The 18,523-nt window shown below is 65.7% G+C and carries 17 protein-coding genes; 5 read left to right on the forward strand and 12 right to left on the reverse strand.

What is annotated here, in order from left to right; all coding sequences use genetic code 11:
* The 7 genes from HQ354_RS12270 to HQ354_RS12300 all read right to left on the reverse strand — a co-directional run.
* The coding region (locus HQ354_RS12270) for a biotin carboxylase N-terminal domain-containing protein (protein ID WP_308115192.1) at positions 1-607 on the reverse strand (607 nt) is incomplete at its 3' end.
* Between the two features lie 145 nt (positions 608-752).
* Positions 753-2,207, reverse strand: coding sequence for a condensation domain-containing protein (locus HQ354_RS12275; protein ID WP_068429546.1), 1,455 nt, complete (start codon positions 2,205-2,207; stop codon positions 753-755).
* A 172-nt stretch (positions 2,208-2,379) separates the two neighbouring features.
* The gene (locus HQ354_RS12280; protein WP_068429544.1) at positions 2,380-2,793 is read right to left on the reverse strand and encodes a SufE family protein; all 414 of its coding nucleotides are present in this window, start codon (positions 2,791-2,793) and stop codon (positions 2,380-2,382) included.
* Positions 2,794-2,823: 30 nt separating this feature from the next.
* Positions 2,824-3,720 (reverse strand): sulfurtransferase, encoded by an 897-nt coding sequence (locus HQ354_RS12285; protein WP_068429548.1) that lies wholly within the window; start codon positions 3,718-3,720, stop codon positions 2,824-2,826.
* A gap of 50 nt (positions 3,721-3,770) precedes the next feature.
* Positions 3,771-5,162 (reverse strand): condensation domain-containing protein, encoded by a 1,392-nt coding sequence (locus HQ354_RS12290; protein WP_222634797.1) that lies wholly within the window; start codon positions 5,160-5,162, stop codon positions 3,771-3,773.
* Between the two features lie 3 nt (positions 5,163-5,165).
* A complete protein-coding gene (locus HQ354_RS12295) occupies positions 5,166-6,608 on the reverse strand; it encodes a condensation domain-containing protein (RefSeq protein ID WP_068429541.1) in 1,443 nt (480 codons plus the stop codon).
* A gap of 46 nt (positions 6,609-6,654) precedes the next feature.
* Positions 6,655-8,091 carry a condensation domain-containing protein gene (locus HQ354_RS12300; RefSeq protein ID WP_068429540.1) on the reverse strand — a complete coding sequence of 479 codons (1,437 nt, stop codon included), beginning with the start codon at positions 8,089-8,091 and terminating at the stop codon, positions 6,655-6,657.
* Positions 8,092-8,641: 550 nt separating this feature from the next.
* On the opposite strand from HQ354_RS12300, the gene HQ354_RS12305 reads away from it, so the two are divergent.
* A complete protein-coding gene (locus tag HQ354_RS12305) occupies positions 8,642-9,991 on the forward strand; it encodes a hypothetical protein (RefSeq protein ID WP_222634796.1) in 1,350 nt (449 codons plus the stop codon).
* On the opposite strand, the gene HQ354_RS12310 is transcribed toward HQ354_RS12305, so the two are convergent.
* Positions 9,972-11,291, reverse strand: a complete 1,320-nt coding sequence (locus HQ354_RS12310; protein ID WP_222634795.1) for a glycosyltransferase — start codon at positions 11,289-11,291, stop codon at positions 9,972-9,974. The genes HQ354_RS12305 and HQ354_RS12310 overlap by 20 nt on opposite strands.
* A gap of 167 nt (positions 11,292-11,458) precedes the next feature.
* On the opposite strand from HQ354_RS12310, the gene HQ354_RS12315 reads away from it, so the two are divergent.
* Positions 11,459-12,784, forward strand: coding sequence for a hypothetical protein (locus HQ354_RS12315; protein WP_222634794.1), 1,326 nt, complete (start codon positions 11,459-11,461; stop codon positions 12,782-12,784).
* Between the two features lie 63 nt (positions 12,785-12,847).
* Complete coding sequence (locus HQ354_RS12320; RefSeq protein WP_068429536.1) at positions 12,848-13,294, forward strand: flavodoxin domain-containing protein; 447 nt, start codon at positions 12,848-12,850, stop codon at positions 13,292-13,294.
* Here the strand turns inward: HQ354_RS12320 and HQ354_RS12325 are convergent.
* From HQ354_RS12325 to HQ354_RS12335, 3 genes are read right to left on the reverse strand one after another with little or no spacing between them, the layout of a single operon-like run.
* Entirely contained in the window at positions 13,280-13,903 is a 624-nt protein-coding gene (locus tag HQ354_RS12325; protein WP_068429534.1) for a nucleoside triphosphate pyrophosphatase, read from the reverse strand. The two genes, HQ354_RS12320 and HQ354_RS12325, sit on opposite strands and share 15 nt — an antisense overlap.
* Positions 13,904-13,908: 5 nt before the next feature.
* Positions 13,909-14,160 carry an acyl-CoA carboxylase subunit epsilon gene (locus tag HQ354_RS12330; RefSeq protein ID WP_114332798.1) on the reverse strand — a complete coding sequence of 84 codons (252 nt, stop codon included), beginning with the start codon at positions 14,158-14,160 and terminating at the stop codon, positions 13,909-13,911.
* A complete protein-coding gene (locus HQ354_RS12335; RefSeq protein WP_222634793.1) occupies positions 14,157-15,794 on the reverse strand; it encodes an acyl-CoA carboxylase subunit beta in 1,638 nt (545 codons plus the stop codon). Before HQ354_RS12335 ends, HQ354_RS12330 begins: the two co-directional genes overlap by 4 nt.
* Positions 15,795-15,919: 125 nt before the next feature.
* On the opposite strand from HQ354_RS12335, the gene HQ354_RS12340 reads away from it, so the two are divergent.
* Entirely contained in the window at positions 15,920-16,750 is an 831-nt protein-coding gene (locus tag HQ354_RS12340; protein WP_068421575.1) for a biotin--[acetyl-CoA-carboxylase] ligase, read from the forward strand.
* A gap of 14 nt (positions 16,751-16,764) precedes the next feature.
* On the opposite strand, the gene HQ354_RS12345 is transcribed toward HQ354_RS12340, so the two are convergent.
* On the reverse strand, positions 16,765-17,196 hold the full coding sequence (locus tag HQ354_RS12345; RefSeq protein WP_068421572.1) for a hypothetical protein: 432 nt from the start codon (positions 17,194-17,196) through the stop codon (positions 16,765-16,767).
* A gap of 171 nt (positions 17,197-17,367) precedes the next feature.
* On the opposite strand from HQ354_RS12345, the gene HQ354_RS12350 reads away from it, so the two are divergent.
* Entirely contained in the window at positions 17,368-18,519 is a 1,152-nt protein-coding gene (locus HQ354_RS12350) for an AI-2E family transporter (RefSeq protein ID WP_068421567.1), read from the forward strand.
* Positions 18,520-18,523 lie beyond the last annotated feature (4 nt).

Consider the following 18,523-nt stretch of genomic DNA (forward strand, 5'->3'; position numbering starts at 1 on the left):
CCCCGCGGCCGAACGCGGCGACGGCTTCACGGACGGCGGAGTCGAACAACTCGGGGATTTCTTCGCGGGTGCGGGCGACTTTCATGCCGCGCCCGCCGCCACCGAAGGCGGCTTTGATGGCGATCGGCAGGCCGTGCTCGTCGGCGAAGTCGAGGATTTCCTGGGCGTCCTTGACCGGCTCGGCGGTACCGGGAACGGAGGGGGCTTTGGCGCGGGTGGCGATGTGGCGTGCGGTGACCTTGTCGCCGAGGTCGCGGATGGACTGCGGTGACGGTCCGATCCAGATCAGGCCTGCGTCGATGACGGCCTGAGCGAACTCGGCGTTCTCGGACAGGAAGCCGTAGCCGGGGTGGATGGCGTCGGCGCCGGACTTCTTGGCGGCGTCGAGAATCTTGTCGATGACGAGGTAGGACTCGGCGGAGGTCTGCCCGCCCAGGGCGAAGGCCTCGTCTGCCAAGCGCACGAAGGGTGCGTTCGCGTCGGGTTCAGCGTAGACAGCGACACTGGTGAGGCCGGCGTCCGCTGCAGCCCTGATCACCCGGACTGCGATCTCGCCGCGGTTCGCGACAAGCACCTTGGTGATACGCGCACTGGCATGGCTGGGCACTGAGCCTCCTGTGGTTTCAAGTTGTTCGAGCGAAGATCACTGCGACACGATGTACGGACGTCTCTTCGGAGTGTAAGCACAGACACTCCTGCATCCGAAACTGGATGGCGGTTATCGGGAAGCTCCCCAAAAATCCCGACGAACGCTACTGATTGGTAGCAATGGGCCCTGCTCGGGTGGGCAGGGAAGCCGTGCCGGTGTCGACCACTTCGTCGACAACGCGCCGAAGTGCACCGACGTACCGGTGAACGTTCGCCGTCGCCAACTCCGTGTTGGGGTAGCGAGCAGCGATGTTCACGCCGCGGGGCGTCCGGTTGATCCAGATGTACACATTGTGTTCGTACTGCTTGCTACGCAGCGCTCGTGCATTCCAGTCGTGCCAGTGCTCGGCCATCGGAGCGAAGCGCACGTCCATGAACGACACGACGAAACGAGGCGTCGCCGACGTGCCGAGAGCGCGGAAGACGCGATCGAGTGGCACACGCGCGATCGGCTTCGTCGTCGTCACCTGTTCGGTCGCCTGTGCGACGACGGCACCGAAGGAGTCGGCGTCGGCGATGTCGATCGAGAGCGGGCACAGCCCGACGAACCATCCGAGCGACGACACCCACTCGGGCTGGTCTCGCGTGTGCACCGGAGTGATGGTTCGGAACTCGGTCTCACCGGACAGTTCTGCGCTCGCCACCGCGAGCGACGCGAGCAAGCCCGAGAACAAACTGTGCCCGGTCTTGCGGCACGCCACCGAGAACGCGTCGGCGCGTTCGGCGTCGAGAATCCACGCCGAGAGACCTCCTTGCGGGCTCGTGATGCTGTTCGGCTCACCGATGTCGAGCGGGAACGCCGGCAGCTCGCCGTGCCCCTCGTCGAGAAACCGCCTCCAGGTGACGACGGCATCGTGCGTGTGCTCGAGTTCCGCATGCACCTTGCGCTCGGACACGCCGAAGTCCAGGTAGCTGCCCGTCTCGAACAAGGCAGCGGGCGGGCCGCCCGTGGCTTCCGTGTACAGCGCGGTGATCTCGTGTGCGACGAGGACCGTCGACAGGCCGTCGATGATCGAGTGATCCGCGGCGAAGAAAACGACGACCTTGCCCTCGGTGCCGGATGCGCCGTCCGACGGCAGGGGCTCGAGCGTCACGAACGCATAGGCAGGCCAGGCGAGTGGGGAGGTGTATTCGTCGAACAGATAGTGCAGGTGCTCGAAGACCTCGCTCGACTGCTGGCACGGCTCCTGCTCGACCTGCCAGATGTCGACGGCACCCTTGGCCGCGGTGACGCGCGAAAGCGTTCCTTGTTCCTCGTCGATGGACGCGTGCGACCGCATCGACTCGTGGCGGTCGATCCACGCCAGCACGGCCCGACGGAACGCAGGCTTGTTCAGTGGGCCTGGCATCTCGAATGCGGCACCGAGCCAGCTCTCCCGTCCACGCCTGGGGCTCGCGAGGCTGGTGCGGAGGTGTGCCTCGTGGACGTACGACGTCGGACGGTCGTCCGGCCGCCATCCGGCAAGTGCAGGAGTGGTTGCGTGCGGACCCACGCTGGGGATCCACTCGGTGATGGTTCCGGCGGGAATGGCGTAATCCGCCAGCTCGGTGAACTCCATCCGACGAAAACTCAACTCTCACTACGAGTGCACCGACGAGGCAGAGCCACAGATGAGCAGTGCCACGGAAGACTGTGCTGGACACGGAACCGCCGACGAGCATACAGATCGGCAGGTGTATCGATCAAGACGACCCCGAACAGTACACGGGGTCGTCCTGCACACGGCTTTGCTACTTCAGGTGCCGTTTGATGCGCGTCAACATCGCCGACATCCCGCGCAGCCTGAGTGGACTGACGGCGTCGCCCAGTCCGAGCGCGAGATAGAAGTCGTCGGGAACGTCGATGATCTCTCTCGCGCTGTGCCCGTCGAGGCCCTGATGAAGGATCGACGCGAATCCTCGCGTCGTGGGCGCTTCGGGGGGCGCACTGAAATGCAGCTTGACGCTGTCACGGTCGTCGGCGTCGACGGACAGGAACAACGGGGATTGACACTCGGGTACCGGCTCCATCGCCGCCTGCTCCAGGTGGGCAGGCAGCGGCGGAAGCTCACGGCTGAACTCGAGCAGCAGCTGCAGTTTGTCCTGACCGTCGACCGCCGAGAAATCCTCGACGATCTCGGCCAACGATTCGGGTAGATCCGACATGACTTCAGGCTCTCGTTCCAGCAGTTCGTTCTAGGACGTCGTAGGTGCGTCGCCGGGCTCGTCGCCCCGGGCGATGGGCACGCGCACGGCGTTGCCCCATTCGGTCCACGAGCCGTCGTAGTTGCGCACGTTCTCGTGGCCGAGCAGGTGCGTCAACACGAACCAGGTGTGGCTGGAACGCTCACCGATACGGCAGTACGCGATGACTTCGTCCTGCGTCACGACGTCGGAGTAGATGTCGTCCAGCTCTGCGCGGCTGCGGAAGCGGCCGTCACCGGCTGCAGCCTTGGCCCACGGAATGCTGACGGCGGTCGGGATGTGGCCACCGCGCAGCGCGCCTTCTTCTGGGTAGTCGGGCATGTGGGTGCGCTCACCGGTGTACTCCTGTGGCGACCGCACGTCGACGAGAGGAACGGTTCCCAGGCTCGACAACACGTCGGAAGCGAACGCGCGAATCGGAGCGTCGTTGCGCGGGGAGACCGGGTAGTCGGTGGCCGGGTATTCGGGGACGTCGAGAGTGGTCTCGCGGTTCTCGGCGAGCCAGGCGTCACGACCACCGTCGAGCAGGCGAACGTCCTCGTGGCCGAACAAGGTGAAGACCCAGAGTGCGTATGCGGCCCACCAATTGCTCTTGTCGCCGTAGATGACGACCGTGTCGTCGCGCGAGATGCCCTTGCGGCTCATGAGCGCCGCGAACTGCTCGGCGTCGATGTAGTCGCGGGTGACCGGGTCGTTGAGGTCGACGTGCCAGTCGATCTTGACGGCCCCGGGGATGTGGCCGACGTCGTACAGAAGAACATCTTCGTCGGATTCGACGACCTTGAGACCGGGCGTGCCGATGTGGGCGTTCAACCACTGAGTCGACACGAGGCGGTCCGGGTGCGCATAGTCGCCGAACGTCGGGGTGGGGTCTGCTGCTACGGGCACGTCTTCTTCGCTCCTACGGGTCATCGGAACCGAACTGTCTCTTCTCGATCCTAGGCTGTCGGTCCGACTAGTGAGAGTTCGTCCACGTCGGCAGTGGTGACGGCATGTGCAGCGAGCACCTGGGCGAGTTCGGTCGCGACGTTCTCGACGACGCGCCTGGCTTCGGGAGTGTCGGGGAATCGTGAACGGAGCGACAGACCGTTGCTCGTACGCGACACCCAGAACTGTGCGTCGTCGGCCGTCGTGACGTTGCTGATGTGGTGCGCGTTCGAGCGTGCGCAATCTGCGCCCGGCACGCCGCGATAGTCGATGTAGGACACCATGAACACGTCGTTGCGGGTACGACGGAACTTCTGGCCCAGAGCCTCGAGAACGCGGGGGATCGGTACCGCCGCGAGGGGAAGCGCGGCGCGGAACGACGCGTGGGCGTTCGTGACCGTTTCGTCGAAATCGGCCCCTACCGTGACGGTCATGGGTGCGTTCGTCGTGAACCAGCCGACGGCTCGGGCCCACTGCGGGTCTCGACGCGTGTGCAGTGGGAAGAGAAGCGGAAAGCGCTTCGGGCCGCCGATGTTCGACGACGCCTGCGCCAGCGCAGCGACGACACCAGTGAACATTCCTGCGCCGAGGTCACGGCAGCCGGCCTCGAAACGCTCGGCCCGGTCAGCGGACGCGATGGTGTGCACGGCGGTGGCCTGTGGTGCGGACTGCCCCAGCGGCACACCGAGATCGAACGGGAACGCAGGCGTGGTGCCGCCGCACTCGTCGACGAACCGGGCCCAGTCGGCGACGCGCGGATCCGCGAGATCGGCTGCGGGCGTGTCGGCTTCACCACGGCAGTACTCGACGAAACTGCCCACCGTTTCGAGTGCATGCGGCCGCCCGGTACGCCGGGATGCGTAGAGCGCTGCGATCTCCTCGGCGGCCACGGTCATCGACATGGCATCGACATGAGCGTGATCGAATCCGCACAGAATCGTCGACGTATCGGGACGGTCTACGGCGGCAAGCGAATACGACGGGCTGCGGGACGGGTGGCACAGGGCGTTCATGCGCGCACGAACGTGCGTGCTGAGCTCCGACGGGTCGAGCATCGGCGTCCGCTGCGGGTGACCGGCCTCGACCTCGGACGGGGCGTGGACGCGACGTCGAACTCCCGTGTCGTCGGCGAAGAACGACGTGCGTAGAGCCGGGTGTCGTTCGACGAATTGCTCGAACGCCCAGGACAACGCGTCGACGTCGATGCGTCCCGGCACGTCGAAAGCGACGGCGATCCACACCGTCGTCGTGTCCTCGGTGCCGGTCCCGAGCGCGGCCGACAGATGGAAACTCTGATTGAACGACGGTGCGACGTCGGAGTGCATTCCATCGCCGATCGACACCGGCCACTCGAGGTATGTGCCTGCAGCTCCGACGTATTCGGTGATCGACGTGACGCGCATTGCTCAGCGCCCCGCGACGGCCGCCACGCCCTCGGGCACCGTGATCGTGTAATCGCCGTCTCGCGCGATGCTGTCGAACACCGTCTGCAGGTGTGCGTGGTAGCGCTCGACGGATGCCGCCGCTACGGGATTGTCCGGAACCTGCGCGCACAGATAGAAGTGATCGGCGTCGCGGTTGATCCACATGGACGCGTTCGCCGTGGTGCCTTCGCCGGTGAAGTGCTCGGCTCGGGCGTCGGCGGAACGTCCGACGCCGGGGAACCACCGGAAGTCGATGTACGACAGCATGTTCGGACTCACGGCGAGCTCGCTGCCCAGGGTTCCGTCGGCCGCGAGAGCGCCGAGCACCGCGTGCACCGGGGCGGCGGCGATCTGCTTGGACTTCTCGAACGCATCGTGGGCTCGAACCGCGACGTCGGCGAACGTGGACGCGTCGCCGACGGGAAACGCGACAGGTGCGAAGTTCACGAACCACCCCTGCGACTGGCCGTAGTCACCGAGATGGCGCGTGCTGAGTACCGTGATGCCGAAATAGTCCCGTACTCCGGCGAGTTCGTAATCCGTGATCGCGACTGCAGCGAACACGCCGCTGCTGATGCGAGCTCCCGCGGATTTGCACGCCCGGTCGAGGGCTGCCGTGGCGTCGGCATCGAGCAGATACCGCTCGACGATCCTGACCGGTCCGCGTTCGCCGTCCGCGAGGCCGAGATCGAGTGGGAATCGTGGCATCTTGCCCGCGTTCTTCGCGAAGATCTCCTTCCACGCGAGAATCTCCGGCGACGTCGGACCGTAGTGCGCTGCGCGAGCACGTTCGTCGACTGCGTAGTCGAGGTGACTTCCCGCCTCGGCCGGTGCAGGAACCGATTCGCCGATCTCGAGTGCGTACAGATCGGCGAGTTCGCTGATCACGAGCGCCTGCGAACCGCCGTCGGTGAACGCGTGATCGGCCGCGTAGTAGAGCGTGAAGCTGCCTGCGCGCTCGACCGCGCCGACGACGAAACCGGGCCATTCGAAAGGCGTTGCCTCGCAGCCGAACCGGGCCCGGACGTAGGTTTGGAACTCGGCGTCCGTCTCGAACGTGCCCGCTTCCGACGGCGCGAACGACGCGACGTCCGAGGAACCCAGACGGCGCGTCACGGCGCCGTCCTCGACGTCGAACCAGCATCGAAGTAGCTCGTGCCGCAGCACGTACTCGGACAGTGCGCGAGAGAGCGCGTCGCGGTCGAGGACGCCGTCGATCTCGGTGGCTACACCGGTGTACGCATGATGATCGTCGCCGCGCGCCGCTGCCGCGGCGACCGCACGCAGGTGGTCTTCCTGGAGGAACGACGGAGGCGCCGGGTGAACGGGCGCCGATCCCGCCGCAGCCAGAGCCTCCGGCGTCGGATGCCACTCCAGTAGCAGTCCGGGTGCGGGCTTCCAGTTGCTCATCGCGGTGATGATCATGCGTGCGTTCTCTCCTCCTGGTGGCTGGTCGGTTGGGTGCGACGACTCAGTCGCCGACTGCTCCGACGGTCTCGACCATCGCGTCGAGTTCGTGTGTCGGCTCTTCGATGACCGCCATCAGGACCGAGACGAATTCGGCGATGAACCGGTGGACGTTGGTGGCCGCGATGTCTCCGCTCGGGAAACGCGTCGAGATGTTCAGACCCTGGAGGGTGCGGTTGACCCAGAAGTAGACCTCGTCCTCGGCGTGGCACTCGCTACGGAGTGCGCGACCCTTGCGCTCCTGCCACTCCTCGGCGTCGGGGAGGAAGCGCAGGTCGATGTACGAGACGACGAAGCGCGGGACCTCGGTGGACGTCAGCAACGACGCGACACGCGAGTACGGGACCGACGCGAGACCTCGGTGTTCCTTTCCTGCTCGCGCTGCACAGTCGAGCGCTTCGGCGAACGTTCCGGCGTCGCCGAGGTCGATCTGCATGGGCAGGATGCCGACGTACCAGCCGACGCTCGCAGCCCACTGCTCCTCCGACCTGGTGTGCATGGGCATGATCGTGCGGAACTTGTCGTTGCCGCTCAATCGTGCGCCGACGAGTGCGAGTGCGGCGAGGACACCGGACTGCATGTTGTGGCCCGCCGCCTTGCAGACCGCGTTGAATTTCTCGACCTGCGCGGTGGTCAGCAACCACGACGAGACGCTGCTCTGGCGCGTCGCGAGGTTCGTGGGGGCGGAGCCGGAGCCCAGGGGTAGCGGGAAGGACGGGAAGCGGCCGTTTTCGGCTGCGAGGAAACGCTCCCACGCCAGGACCGCGTCGTGCTCGGCGGTCAGTGACTCTCCGAGCAGACGCTCGCTCGCCGAGAAGTCGACGTAGCTGCCGACGGCGGGAAGGTTGTGCTCGGTGCCGTCCAACGCCTGTGCGTACAGGCGGTCGATTTCGTTGATGGCGTAGATCTGGCTGTACGCGTCCATCACCGAATGATCGGCGGCGAAGATCACGAGGAACTTGTCCTGCTGAGGCGCGCTGGCTGCGACGTGCGGTTCCGGTACGACCGTCGCCAGCACGAAGTGCGGCCACGTCGTGGGCGAGACGACGTCTCTGAACCAGGACTCGAGGTGCTCGAAGACCTGCGTCTCGGACTTCGGCTTCTCGTCGTGACGATCGGCGACCGTCACTGCACCGACGGGAACCGTGTAGCGATGCCACGCCCCGGAATCGGCGTTGCGCTCGACGCGTGTGCGGAACGCTTCGTGCCGATCGATGTACGCGACGATGGTGCGCCTGACGGCCTCGACATCGTAGCGACGGTGGATCTCGAACACCGTGCCGATCCACGAGCCGTCGTTGCCGCGGCCCGCGTGGTCTTCGTGGGTGAAGGACATGCCGCGATCGTCCTGACGCCACGCGGCCTCGTCGACCACTCGGGGAACCCATTCGCTCAGTCGCCCGGCGGGCAACGGGTAATCGGCCAGTTCGGTGTATTCCATCGGGTGTCGTCCAATTCCGAGCTAGGCCAGTCGTCGCTGGCAGTGGTCTGAAAGCGTGGCAGTGGTCTGAAAGCGTGGCGGTGGTCCGAAAGCCTGTCGTATTCGTCGATACGCATTCGATTCGCCCCGACGCGGCCGAATGCGGTTCTTCATCAATCGACGTGCACGAATCAGCCGTGAACAATCGGCGTTCACGACGTGCGATCCACGAACACACTAAGTCGAGCGGGTGCATAATTCGCATCGCACGAGAGTGTTGTTCGTCACGGAACGAAAAGCTTGACCCTTCCAGCGAGTGGTGCAGCCGCCCACGAAGCGCTTTCGGCAGTCCGAAACAGGTTAACGGACAGTAAATTTCGCCGATCGCAGAGTCGAGGGTCACCTTCCGAGGTCTTCGGTGCGAGGACCTGTCACATAATTCCGCGGACCACCGATCCATCCGATGCGCAGCTCCGAATTGTATGTCTGCGACGTGATATCCGGGCGCGCGTTATTCGCGCGACGAAATCTCCGGAGACATTTCGGCGAGACGCTGTAGTACATTTTGCCGATGACTCGAATCGGATTCGCCGATCACCTATTCCTCAGAATGCATCACGGAATCGGTAATCCAGTCTTCAATCAGTTGGTGTGGTGGTTTCAAGATCGACTACCGAGCGCCGCGTTGGATTCGTTCCACCGGAATCTGTCTGCGGGGCTGCTGTCGCGCACGGTGAGCGCACCGGTTCTGCCCACTGCGCGACATCGGTGGACGGCGTCGGCGGACGCGCTGCCGATCGACCGTGCCTCCGTTCCGATCGACCCGAGTGTCATTCGGTGCTGGGCGGAGCAACGGATCAGCGAGGACATCGATCCCGAACGTGGACTGGGGTGGCAGTTGTCCACGGCACCCGTCGTCGGCGGCGGAACGGTCGTCTCGCTCGTGTGCTCGCACATGGTTGCGGACGGCGCTGCGACGATCGCCGCCGTCCGGCAGGCGAATCGCGATACTGCGAGCGTGTCCTCCGCCGACCTGGGCGTCGAGCCATCCGTCGTCCGAGGGATCGTCGACGACGTCTCCGACTCCGTGGCGCAGATGAAGCCGATCGCGTCGTGGGCGGCGTCGAAGCTCGTGTCGACCGTACGGGGTGGGGACGCGACGCCGCCCGCGCCTGCGCGCGAGAAGCCGCGTCGCAGCGATGTCGAAGCCAACATCGAAGCGTGGAGCCCGCCGTACGTCGTCGTCGAATGTCCTGCTGCCGAGTGGAATGCGGCCGCCGCCGAGTGGGGTGGGACCTCCAACTCGCTCTTGATCGGTGTCCTGACCGCCGTGTCGGAAGCCGCAGGACGAGCGCAGCCGGGCGACGAGCTGCGATGGTCTCTCCCGTACAGCACCCGCGACATCGACGACGTGTCGGCCAACTCGACGAAGATCGTGCCGGTGTCGGTGCCCGTCGCGAGCGCCGAGGACCGTGATCTGACGCGGATCAGGAAGGCGAGCAAGACGGCGTTCGTCGACTTCGCAGCGCGTCAGGCCGCGGGAGAAGGTGGTTCCACTGCCGCGGCGATACCGCTTCCGCTCGTTCAGATGCTTCCCGATGTCGTCGTGTCGCGCCTGCGGCAGCCGTCCGACGGTTCGGAAGGGTTGTGCTCCAGTCTCGGTCGGCTGCCGGACGACGTGACGACACTGGGAGGAATCCGTGCGCGCAGCGTCGCGGCGCGCGCGACGTTCCACGGTGCCGACGCCGCCTTCGCCAGGACGCTCGGTGGCGGCTCGACGGCGTGGGCCACCGAAACGGCGGATTCCGTGACGATCACGGTGCACGGGATGGATCCCGATCGGATGACGAGCGACGAGCAGATGCGCGAAATCGTCGCCGACGTTCTCCGGCGGTGGAAGATCACCTGCCGGTTCTGGTGATCGAGCTGCTCCCGTCGGCGGCGGACTCGACGAGGTCGGCAGCCGTGCTCAGTGCCTGCTGGGCCGGAATCGCTTCGGCCGCAAGGGCGCCGGCTGCCGAGACCGTGTCGTCGGTGAGTAACGAGTGGATCGCCTCGGTGAGTTCGCGGCAGTCGAGGCGCGAGAACTTGGAGGACACTCCTGCGCCAAGCCGGACGAGAGCTGCACCCCAGAAAGGCTGATCCGCGCTGAACCAGCACACCATCGTCGGCAGGCCCGCGCGGATGCTCGCCGCGGTCGTGCCGGCCCCGCCGTGATGAATCGCCGCACGGCACAATGGAAACACGGATGCGTGGTCGACAGGCCCGACGATGGCGACCGGCGATCCGTCGTCGATGCTCTCGTCGAGGGCGCTCCACCCCGAGCTGATCAGCGCGCGCTGTCCGGTGCGGTCACACGCGTCGGCGACGAGATCGACCAACGACGCGGGATCGGGCACGGGCATGCTCCCGAACCCGACGTACAGCGGGGGAGGGCCTGCGTCGATCCAGCGGCGCAGCGGTGATTCCTCACCGACGTCGGCACCGAGAGACGCTTGTCGCGAGGACAATTCGAGGAATCCGACGAACGGCCGCGTCGGACCCCATTCCTCGGCGAGACCGGGGAACAGCGCTCCGTCGTACGCCTGTATCTCGATGCCGCCGTACGCCGCGATGCGCTCCGGCAATGCCTGCGTCGCGTCGGGGAGGCCGAGCGCCGTGCGCTGTGCGTTCTCGCGCCGACGCATCGACCGCCACCGCATCGTCTCCAGCAGCGACCACGTCGCCTTGTTGACGACGGAGGGCAGGTGCCTGCCGGGTGCAACCGACATCGAGCCGTTGCGTCTGACGGGGCAGTAGTGCAACGCCAGGAACGGAACACCCAGCGCCTCAGCCATATTGAACGTCATCTCTTGGCCGAGAGTCCCGGTGACGAGGGCGTCGGCGCCGCCGGACATCTCCGCGAGCTCCGACACCATCTCGTCCCAGCCGAGGTTGGCCAGTTCGGCCAGTGCGGCGAACCGCACACGGGGATTGCGCGACTTCAAGCGCACCCGCACCAATTCGGATTCGAGTACCGCTTTGGTGTCGGGGCCGAACGCGCGCACCGTGATTCGGCCCGGTCCGGCTGACACGCGTGACGACGCCGCGGTCGCGAAGGCCAAGAGGTTGGGCGGCGCGCCGAAGACGACGTCGTGACCGCGGTCCGCCAGTTCGATGCCGAGCGCGAGACCCGGTTGCACGTCACCACGACTTCCGGTGAACGGCAGGACGAACCTCATCGACGTATCCCTTCGGCCGGCGCGCGGTGGTGCGGCAGTGTGCCGACGCGCCTCGCAACCTATCAGCATGTGCGCGAGCTGGGTGTAAGGCCAACGGCCAGCATGTCTTTGGGTGAACGCACGCGCCGGCCGAGCGGTGTCGTGGTATCGACGCTAATCTTTTTCGCGTGAACCGACTCACCTACGACGACGATCTGTTCCTCCGTATGGAATGCGTTCTCGACGTACCTGTCGTCAATCAGATCGTGTGGCGGTTCGATCGACCTGTCGCCGACGCAGCGCTGAACGAGATGTGGTTGCGCCTCGATTCGGGCCCGATCAACCGGACCGTCCACCGCGTCTCGGTTCCCGGTGCGCGTGACAAGTGGGTGCGTGCGGACGCTCCGTCGCTACCGCTGCTCGTCGATTCCGCGGTCGTCGCCGGAGCCGACGTCACCGAGTGGATGCAGCAGCGCGCGGCGGTCCGGCTCGATCCGGTGAACGGCCCGGTGTGGCAGCTCGCCACCGCGAGGCTGGACGACGGCGGGAGCGTCGTGTCGCTCGTGGCATCGCACGTCGTGGGTGACGGGGGTGCGCTGACGTCGTCGGCCATCGCGGCGCTTGCGGGCCCGGACGAGCCCGACGACTTCCGGACGGCCTGGGACCACGCGGGTACACACGATGTCCGTGACGCGGTCGGTCAGATCGCCGCGGCGGCGACGGGTGCAGTCCGAGCTGTCGGACGGACTGCGCGAGACTTCACGAAGAACAAGCGCAACACCGCGGTCGCCCGGACGACCGTGTCTGCGGTTGCGACATCTATCACGGGGCCGTTCGTTCCGAGCACCGTCGTCGTGGACTGCGATACCGCTCGATGGAACGAAGCGGCCCGAGCGGTCGGCGGTAGCGCCAACAGTCTGCTCGTAGCAGTCGCTCTCGGGATTCTGACGTCCAGCGGCCGCGTCGACGAGTCCGAGACGGTCAAGGTGGCCCTCCCGGTCAGTACACGGGTCCCGGGAGACGTACGCGCCAACGCCACGTCCGGTGTGTCCATCCACGTCGACGGAGGCGCAGGATGGCGCACCGATCTCGGGCCCATTCGCCGGGACAGCAAGGCGGCGTTCACCACGTTGTCCGACGCGACCCGATCGACGTTCGACCTCACCAAGCCGCTGATGCAGATGCTGCCCGACGCGATCGTCGAGAAGGCGGCAGCGTCGGGAACCGCGCCGCTGTGTCTGTGCTCCAATCTCGGGTCGCGAGGGGAGATGCTGCGCAGAATCGGCGACGTCGACGCACGGTCGGTCGCGATGCGATCCATCACCCAGAACACCACCGCAGAGTTGCTGCGTCGAACCAAGGGCGGCGTGAGCGTCTGGTGGAACACCTCGGGCGAGCGCGCCACGTTGTGCGTCACCGGTCTCGATCCCGACCGCTTTCCGACGCGCTCACATCTGCGCGCGTTGGTCGACGCAGAATGCCATCGATGGGAGCTGACTCCCGAGTTCTGGTGAGGCTATGCTTGTCCACCGATTCCGCTGTGGATGAAGCTAGTGCGCTCGAGAAGGGGTTGGAACATGGCAGTAGTCGTGTTGTTCGGTTCTGAGACCGGAACAGCAGAGGAAGTCGCGGACAAGATCGCGGAGGTCCTGTCGGACCACGACGCGGAGGTTCGGGACATGCTCGAGTACGAGGTCTCGGACATCGACGTGAACGACTTCCACGTCATCATCTGCTCGACCTACGGCGACGGTGAACTGCCGACGGGAGCCGTGCCGTTCTACGAGGCGCTCGACGAGGACGCGCCGGACCTGAAGGGTCTCCGCTTCGCCCTGTTCGGTCTCGGAGACCGCGTGTACGAGGACACCTTCAACCGCGGCGGCGAGATCATCGCGGAGAAGCTGGTCGAACTCGGAGCCGAGCAGGTGCACGAGCACGCGCGTCACGACAGCAGCTCCAACGTCAAGCCCAAGGCGCAGGCCGAGGAATGGGCACGCGAGCTCAGTGGGCTACTGGTCGGCTGACGACCAGATGTCGGCCAGCGACGTTCCTACTTCGGTGAGCAGCCGACGGACGAGCGGCAGACCGATACCGATGACGCTGGACGGATCTCCCTCGATCCGGTCGACGAACCAACCGCCGAGCCCGTCCAGCGTGAAAGCCCCCGCGACCGACAACGGTTCTCCGGTCGCCAGATAGGCCTCCAGATCCCCGGCCGACGGTTCGGCGAAATGGATTGTCGTGGAGCTGCATTCGGCAGCGACCGCGACCACACGACCACCGGAGACGCGCACGACGGCGTGGCCGGTGAGCAGATCACCGGACTTGCCTGCCATGAGCGCCCAGCGCTCACGAGCGACGTCGACGGTGTGCGGCTTGCCGTACAGAACCCCGCCGATGGACAGCATCGAGTCGCAACCCACGACGACGGCGTCGTCGAATTCCTCGAGGACGGCCTCGGCTTTCGCGCGCGCCAACGTCACCACGACGTCGTCGGGTGCAGGATCGTCACCGAGCTCGGCCGTCAGCGCATCTTCGTCGACGCCCGACACACGGACGACCGGCTCGACGCCCGCATGCCGGAGTACCTCCAGGCGTGCGGGCGACGCCGATGCCAGTACGAAACGCGTCACTGAGGTCAGTACCGCTGCGACGCCGCGTACGAGTACGGAGAGAACGGTCCGAACGTCCGATGCATCGACGCGGGCGTGCCCCACAGCTCGCGCGGACGAGTGTCCGCCGGTGGTGTCGACGACCCGGCGGCCGCGGCCAGAACCGTCACGAGCGCTGCGATCTCCTGATCGGAAGGATTGCCCTTCACGACGCGGATAGCCGCCTGCACCTCCTGTACAGCCTGTGCATCGGTGGCCTCTGTGGTGTTCTCGCTCATAGCGGGATGTTTCCGTGCTTCTTGGGGGGCAGGGTGACTTGTTTGCGTTCGAGCAGACGCAGTGCGGAGACGATCTGACCGCGGGTGTGGCTCGGTGGGATGACGGCGTCGAGGTAGCCGCGTTCGGCGGCGACGTACGGGTTGACGAGGGTGTCTTCGTATTCCTGCTGCAGCTTCAGGCGCAGCGCGTCGACATCTTCGCCGTTCTTCGCCGCATCGAGGAGCTGTTTGCGGTAGACGAAGCCGACGGCGCCGGAGGCGCCCATGACGGCGATCTGTGCGGTGGGCCAGGCGAGGTTGACGTCGGCGCCCATGTGCTTGGAGCCCATGACGTCGTAAGCGCCGCCGTAGGCTTTGCGGGTGATGACGGTGATCTTTCCGACCGTCGCTTCACCGTAGGCGTAGAGCAGTTTCGCTCCGCGGCGGATGATGCCGTTGAACTCCTGCCCGGTGCCGGGGAGGAAGCCGGGGACGTCGACGAGGGTGATGATGGGGACGTTGAACGCATCGCAGGTGCGGACGAAGCGTGCGGCTTTCTCGGAGGCGTCGATGTCGAGGGTGCCGGCGAACTGGGTGGGCTGGTTGGCGACGATACCCACCGAGCGGCCGTCGACGCGTCCGAAGCCGACGATGATGTTGCGGGCGCGGCCTTCTTGGACTTCGAGGAATTCGTCGTCGAGGATGCGGCGGATGACCTCGTGCATGTCGTACGGGGTGTTCGGCGAATCCGGGATCAGGGTGTCGAGTTCGAGGTCTTCGGCGGTGAGGTTGTCCTCGATGCCGCCGATGATCGGGTCCGAGGGGGCCAAGCGGGGAGCTTCGGCGCGGTTGTTGCTCGGCAGGTAGGACAGGATGTCGCGGACGTAGTCGAGTGCGTCCTGTTCACCGGAGGCGACGTAGTGCGCGACACCGGACTTCTCCATGTGGGTGTGGGCGCCGCCGAGTTCTTCCATGGTGACGTTTTCGCCGGTGACGGTTTTGATGACGTCGGGGCCGGTGACGAACATCTGGGAGGTTTGATCGACCATGACGACGAAGTCGGTCAGGGCGGGGGAGTAGACGTGTCCGCCGGCGGCGGCGCCCATGACCAGTGAGATCTGGGGGATGACGCCGGAGGCTTGGACGTTGCGGTGGAAGATTTCGCCGTACAACCCGAGGGAGACGACGCCTTCCTGGATGCGGGCGCCTGCGCCTTCGTTGATGCCGATGAGCGGGCGGCCGGTCTTGATGGCCAGGTCCATGACCTTGACGATCTTCTCGCCGTAGATTTCACCGAGGGAGCCGCCGAAGACGGTGACGTCCTGGGAGAAGACGCAGACGTCGCGGCCGTCGATGGTGCCGTAGCCGGTGACGACGCCGTCGCCGAAGGGGCGGTTGTCGGCGAGGCCGAAGTTCTGGGAGCGGTGGCGGGCCAACGCATCCATTTCGACGAACGAGCCCTCGTCGAGCAGCGCGAGGATGCGCTCGCGGGCGGTCAGCTTGCCTTTGGCGTGCACCTTCTCGATCGCGGCTTCGCCGGACGGTGCCATCGCTGCTTCGCGGCGGCTACGCAGGTCGGCGAGCTTGCCCGCCGTCGTGTGAATGTCGGGCGTGGCGGCCGAACCCTGCGCAGTCGAATCCTGGACACTGGTCATGGGCAAACACTTTAACCACGGCTGTGATGTGCATCCCGACCGAGGGGCGCGTTCGATGCACTTCCGGCAGGCTACCGACGAGTACGAAAATCGACGGGTTCGACGGGGCAATATGCTCTTGAATCATGTGGACCAATCTCGATCGACCCCCACTCGACGTCTCGGCACTTCGGCGCGCTCTCGTCGACGGACCGCAAGCTTCCTGGTCGAGGCTCGATGTGGTGGATGAGACGGGGTCGACGAACGCCGATCTGATCGCGAATGCGGCCGGCCTCGCGGACCGGACGGCACTCGTCGCCGAGCATCAGGCGACCGGTCGCGGCAGGCACTCCAGGTCGTTCTCGGGTCCACCGCGTTCACAATTGTTGATGTCGGTTCTCGTGAAATTCCCAGGCATCGACCCGTCGATTCTCGGGTGGCTGCCGCTTCTGACCGGAGTTGCCGTCGTCGACGCGTTGCGTACTGTCGCGGCCGTCGACGCGGCGTTGAAATGGCCCAACGACGTTCTCGTAGGTGGCCGTAAGGTCGCGGGCATTCTGGCGGAGGTGGCCGTCCACGGGCAGACACCTGCCATCGTGGTCGGTATCGGTCTGAACGTTTCGATGACGCAGGAAGAGCTGCCGGTCCCGACCGCCACGTCCCTCGCCTTGGAGAACGCTGCCGTGACGGACCGCGACACCCTCCTGCGTGCGATTCTGCGGGGTATCGGCGCCGAGGTCGATTCGTGGAAGAACTCGGGCTGGAACACCGACCACCTCGCGAGCCGCTATCGCGAACGGTGCGACACCGTGGGCCGTCGCGTCCGCGTGGAACTTCCGGGTGACAAGCAGATACTCGGCGAGGCGGTCGACGTCGATCAGCAAGGGCGCATAGTCGTCCGCGACGACGAGACCGGCAAACCGGTACCCGTCGCCGCGGGCGACGTGACGCATCTCCGTGCCATCGAGTCCGACTGACGAAAGATCGACTCCTAGAGTGTCTGGGCTCGCGCCGGCTCCCAGGTGGCGACCGCCCAGATCACGACCAGGTCGATGGCGATGATGAGGATGGACCACAGCGGGTAGTACGGCAGCCACAGGAAGTTGGCGATGATCGACAGCGATGCGATCACGATCGCGGCGAACCGTGCCCACGTCGCACCGGACATCAATCCGATACCGGCCAGCAGAAGCAGGACGCCCACGACCAGGTGGATCCAGCCCCACGTCGAGATGTCGAACTCGTAGGTGTAGTTGTATCCGACGACCAGCAGGTCGTCCTTCGCGATGGCGGCTATGCCCTGGAAGATGGACAGAACTCCGACCGTCAGCAGAATGATGGCCGCCGCGATCGATCCCCCTGTTGCGGCAGCCTGGTGGTTGCCCCTGGGCCTGGCTCCTTCGGTCTTGATTTGTTCGCTCATGTGCTTCGCCCCTTTCGAAGTTGTCTCCCATTCTCGAGCAGCGGGCTAGAGCACACATCATCCGTACCGGATGATGTGTGCGGCGAGAGGGTGCGGCGACACTGAGTGCGGACCGGCCGCCTGGAGCAGCGTCTGTCGGTGCTGCGTTTCTCGAGTGCCCCGGGGGGAGTCATGGCACAGCCGCAATCGCCGACGTGGTCGATGCCGCGCGGAGTCATCGTGTTGCTCGGTATCGCGGCGCTCGTCGTCGCCGTCGCGGGAACTCGCGCGTTCGCGGGGGTCGTCGGGCCGACCTTCCTCGCCCTGATGCTCACCGTCGTCGTCCATCCGCTTCCCGAGTGGCTGCGTCGCACAGGGGTGCCGAACTGGATCGCGACCGTGCTGGCGATTCTCGTCGTGTACGCGATCCTCGGCATCCTCGTCCTGTCGTTGGTGTTCTCGACCGCGCGGCTCGCCACGTTGCTCCCGACCTACGCCGACGACTTCGACGGTCTGGTCGCGGACGTGCAGAAGTTGTTGTCGGACAACGGCATCGGTCAGGATCAGATTCACGACCTGCTGTCGAAGCTGGACGCGTCGACCATTTTCGGGTTGGTCGACGGCATTCTGACCGGGGCGTTGTCGATCTTCTCGAACCTGTTGTTCGTGCTCGTCCTTCTGCTGTTCATGGCGGTCGACGCCAGTTCGTACACTCCGCGGACAGCGATACTGCTGCGCACGCGTCCGGACATCGCCGACGCGTTCCGCAGGTTCTCGTCCGGAACCCGTACGTATCTCGTCGTGTCGACGGTCTTCGGACTCATCGTCGCCGTCATCGACACGGGCGCGCTGTGGGCGATGGGCATACCGCTCCCGGTTCTCTGGGGCCTGCTCGCGTTCATCACGAACTACATCCCGAACATCGGTTTCGTCATCGGACTCATCCCGCCCGCGCTGATCGGACTCCTGCAGGGCGGGCCGAAGCTGATGATCGCCGTCATCGTGGTCTACAGCGTCGTCAACGTCGTGATCCAGTCGATCATCCAACCGAAATTCGTCGGCGACGCCGTCGGGCTGTCGGTGACGTTGACGTTCTTGTCGTTGGTCTTCTGGTCGTGGGTGCTCGGACCCCTGGGCGCGATCCTCGCGATCCCGCTGACGCTGATGGCCAAAGCGTTGTTGGTCGACATCGACCCGGCCACCAGGTGGGTCGACGTCCTCGTCTCGAGCGGGCCGCCGCCCGAACCCGAGAAGTCGACCGCGTCGCCGCCTGCGCCGGAGACCGACGGGCCCGAACTCGTGGAAGGATCGCCTCACAAGGACGAGAAATCACCCGAGGAGTGAGAGC

Source organism: Rhodococcus sp. BP-261 (assembly GCF_019835205.1).
Taxonomy (GTDB): domain Bacteria; phylum Actinomycetota; class Actinomycetes; order Mycobacteriales; family Mycobacteriaceae; genus Rhodococcoides; species Rhodococcoides kyotonensis_B.

Coding starts and splice junctions, on each gene's coding strand:
- HQ354_RS12275 (WP_068429546.1), bottom strand. CDS start 2,207: ATGGAGTTCACCGAGCTGGCGGATTACGCCATTCCCGCCGGAACCATC.
- HQ354_RS12280 (WP_068429544.1), bottom strand. CDS start 2,793: ATGTCGGATCTACCCGAATCGTTGGCCGAGATCGTCGAGGATTTCTCG.
- HQ354_RS12290 (WP_222634797.1), bottom strand. CDS start 5,162: ATGCGCGTCACGTCGATCACCGAATACGTCGGAGCTGCAGGCACATAC.
- HQ354_RS12295 (WP_068429541.1), bottom strand. CDS start 6,608: ATGATCATCACCGCGATGAGCAACTGGAAGCCCGCACCCGGACTGCTA.
- HQ354_RS12300 (WP_068429540.1), bottom strand. CDS start 8,091: ATGGAATACACCGAACTGGCCGATTACCCGTTGCCCGCCGGGCGACTG.
- HQ354_RS12305 (WP_222634796.1), top strand. CDS start 8,642: ATGACTCGAATCGGATTCGCCGATCACCTATTCCTCAGAATGCATCAC.
- HQ354_RS12310 (WP_222634795.1), bottom strand. CDS start 11,291: ATGAGGTTCGTCCTGCCGTTCACCGGAAGTCGTGGTGACGTGCAACCG.
- HQ354_RS12320 (WP_068429536.1), top strand. CDS start 12,848: ATGGCAGTAGTCGTGTTGTTCGGTTCTGAGACCGGAACAGCAGAGGAA.
- HQ354_RS12330 (WP_114332798.1), bottom strand. CDS start 14,160: ATGAGCGAGAACACCACAGAGGCCACCGATGCACAGGCTGTACAGGAG.
- HQ354_RS12335 (WP_222634793.1), bottom strand. CDS start 15,794: ATGACCAGTGTCCAGGATTCGACTGCGCAGGGTTCGGCCGCCACGCCC.
- HQ354_RS12340 (WP_068421575.1), top strand. CDS start 15,920: ATGTGGACCAATCTCGATCGACCCCCACTCGACGTCTCGGCACTTCGG.
- HQ354_RS12345 (WP_068421572.1), bottom strand. CDS start 17,196: ATGAGCGAACAAATCAAGACCGAAGGAGCCAGGCCCAGGGGCAACCAC.
- HQ354_RS12350 (WP_068421567.1), top strand. CDS start 17,368: ATGGCACAGCCGCAATCGCCGACGTGGTCGATGCCGCGCGGAGTCATC.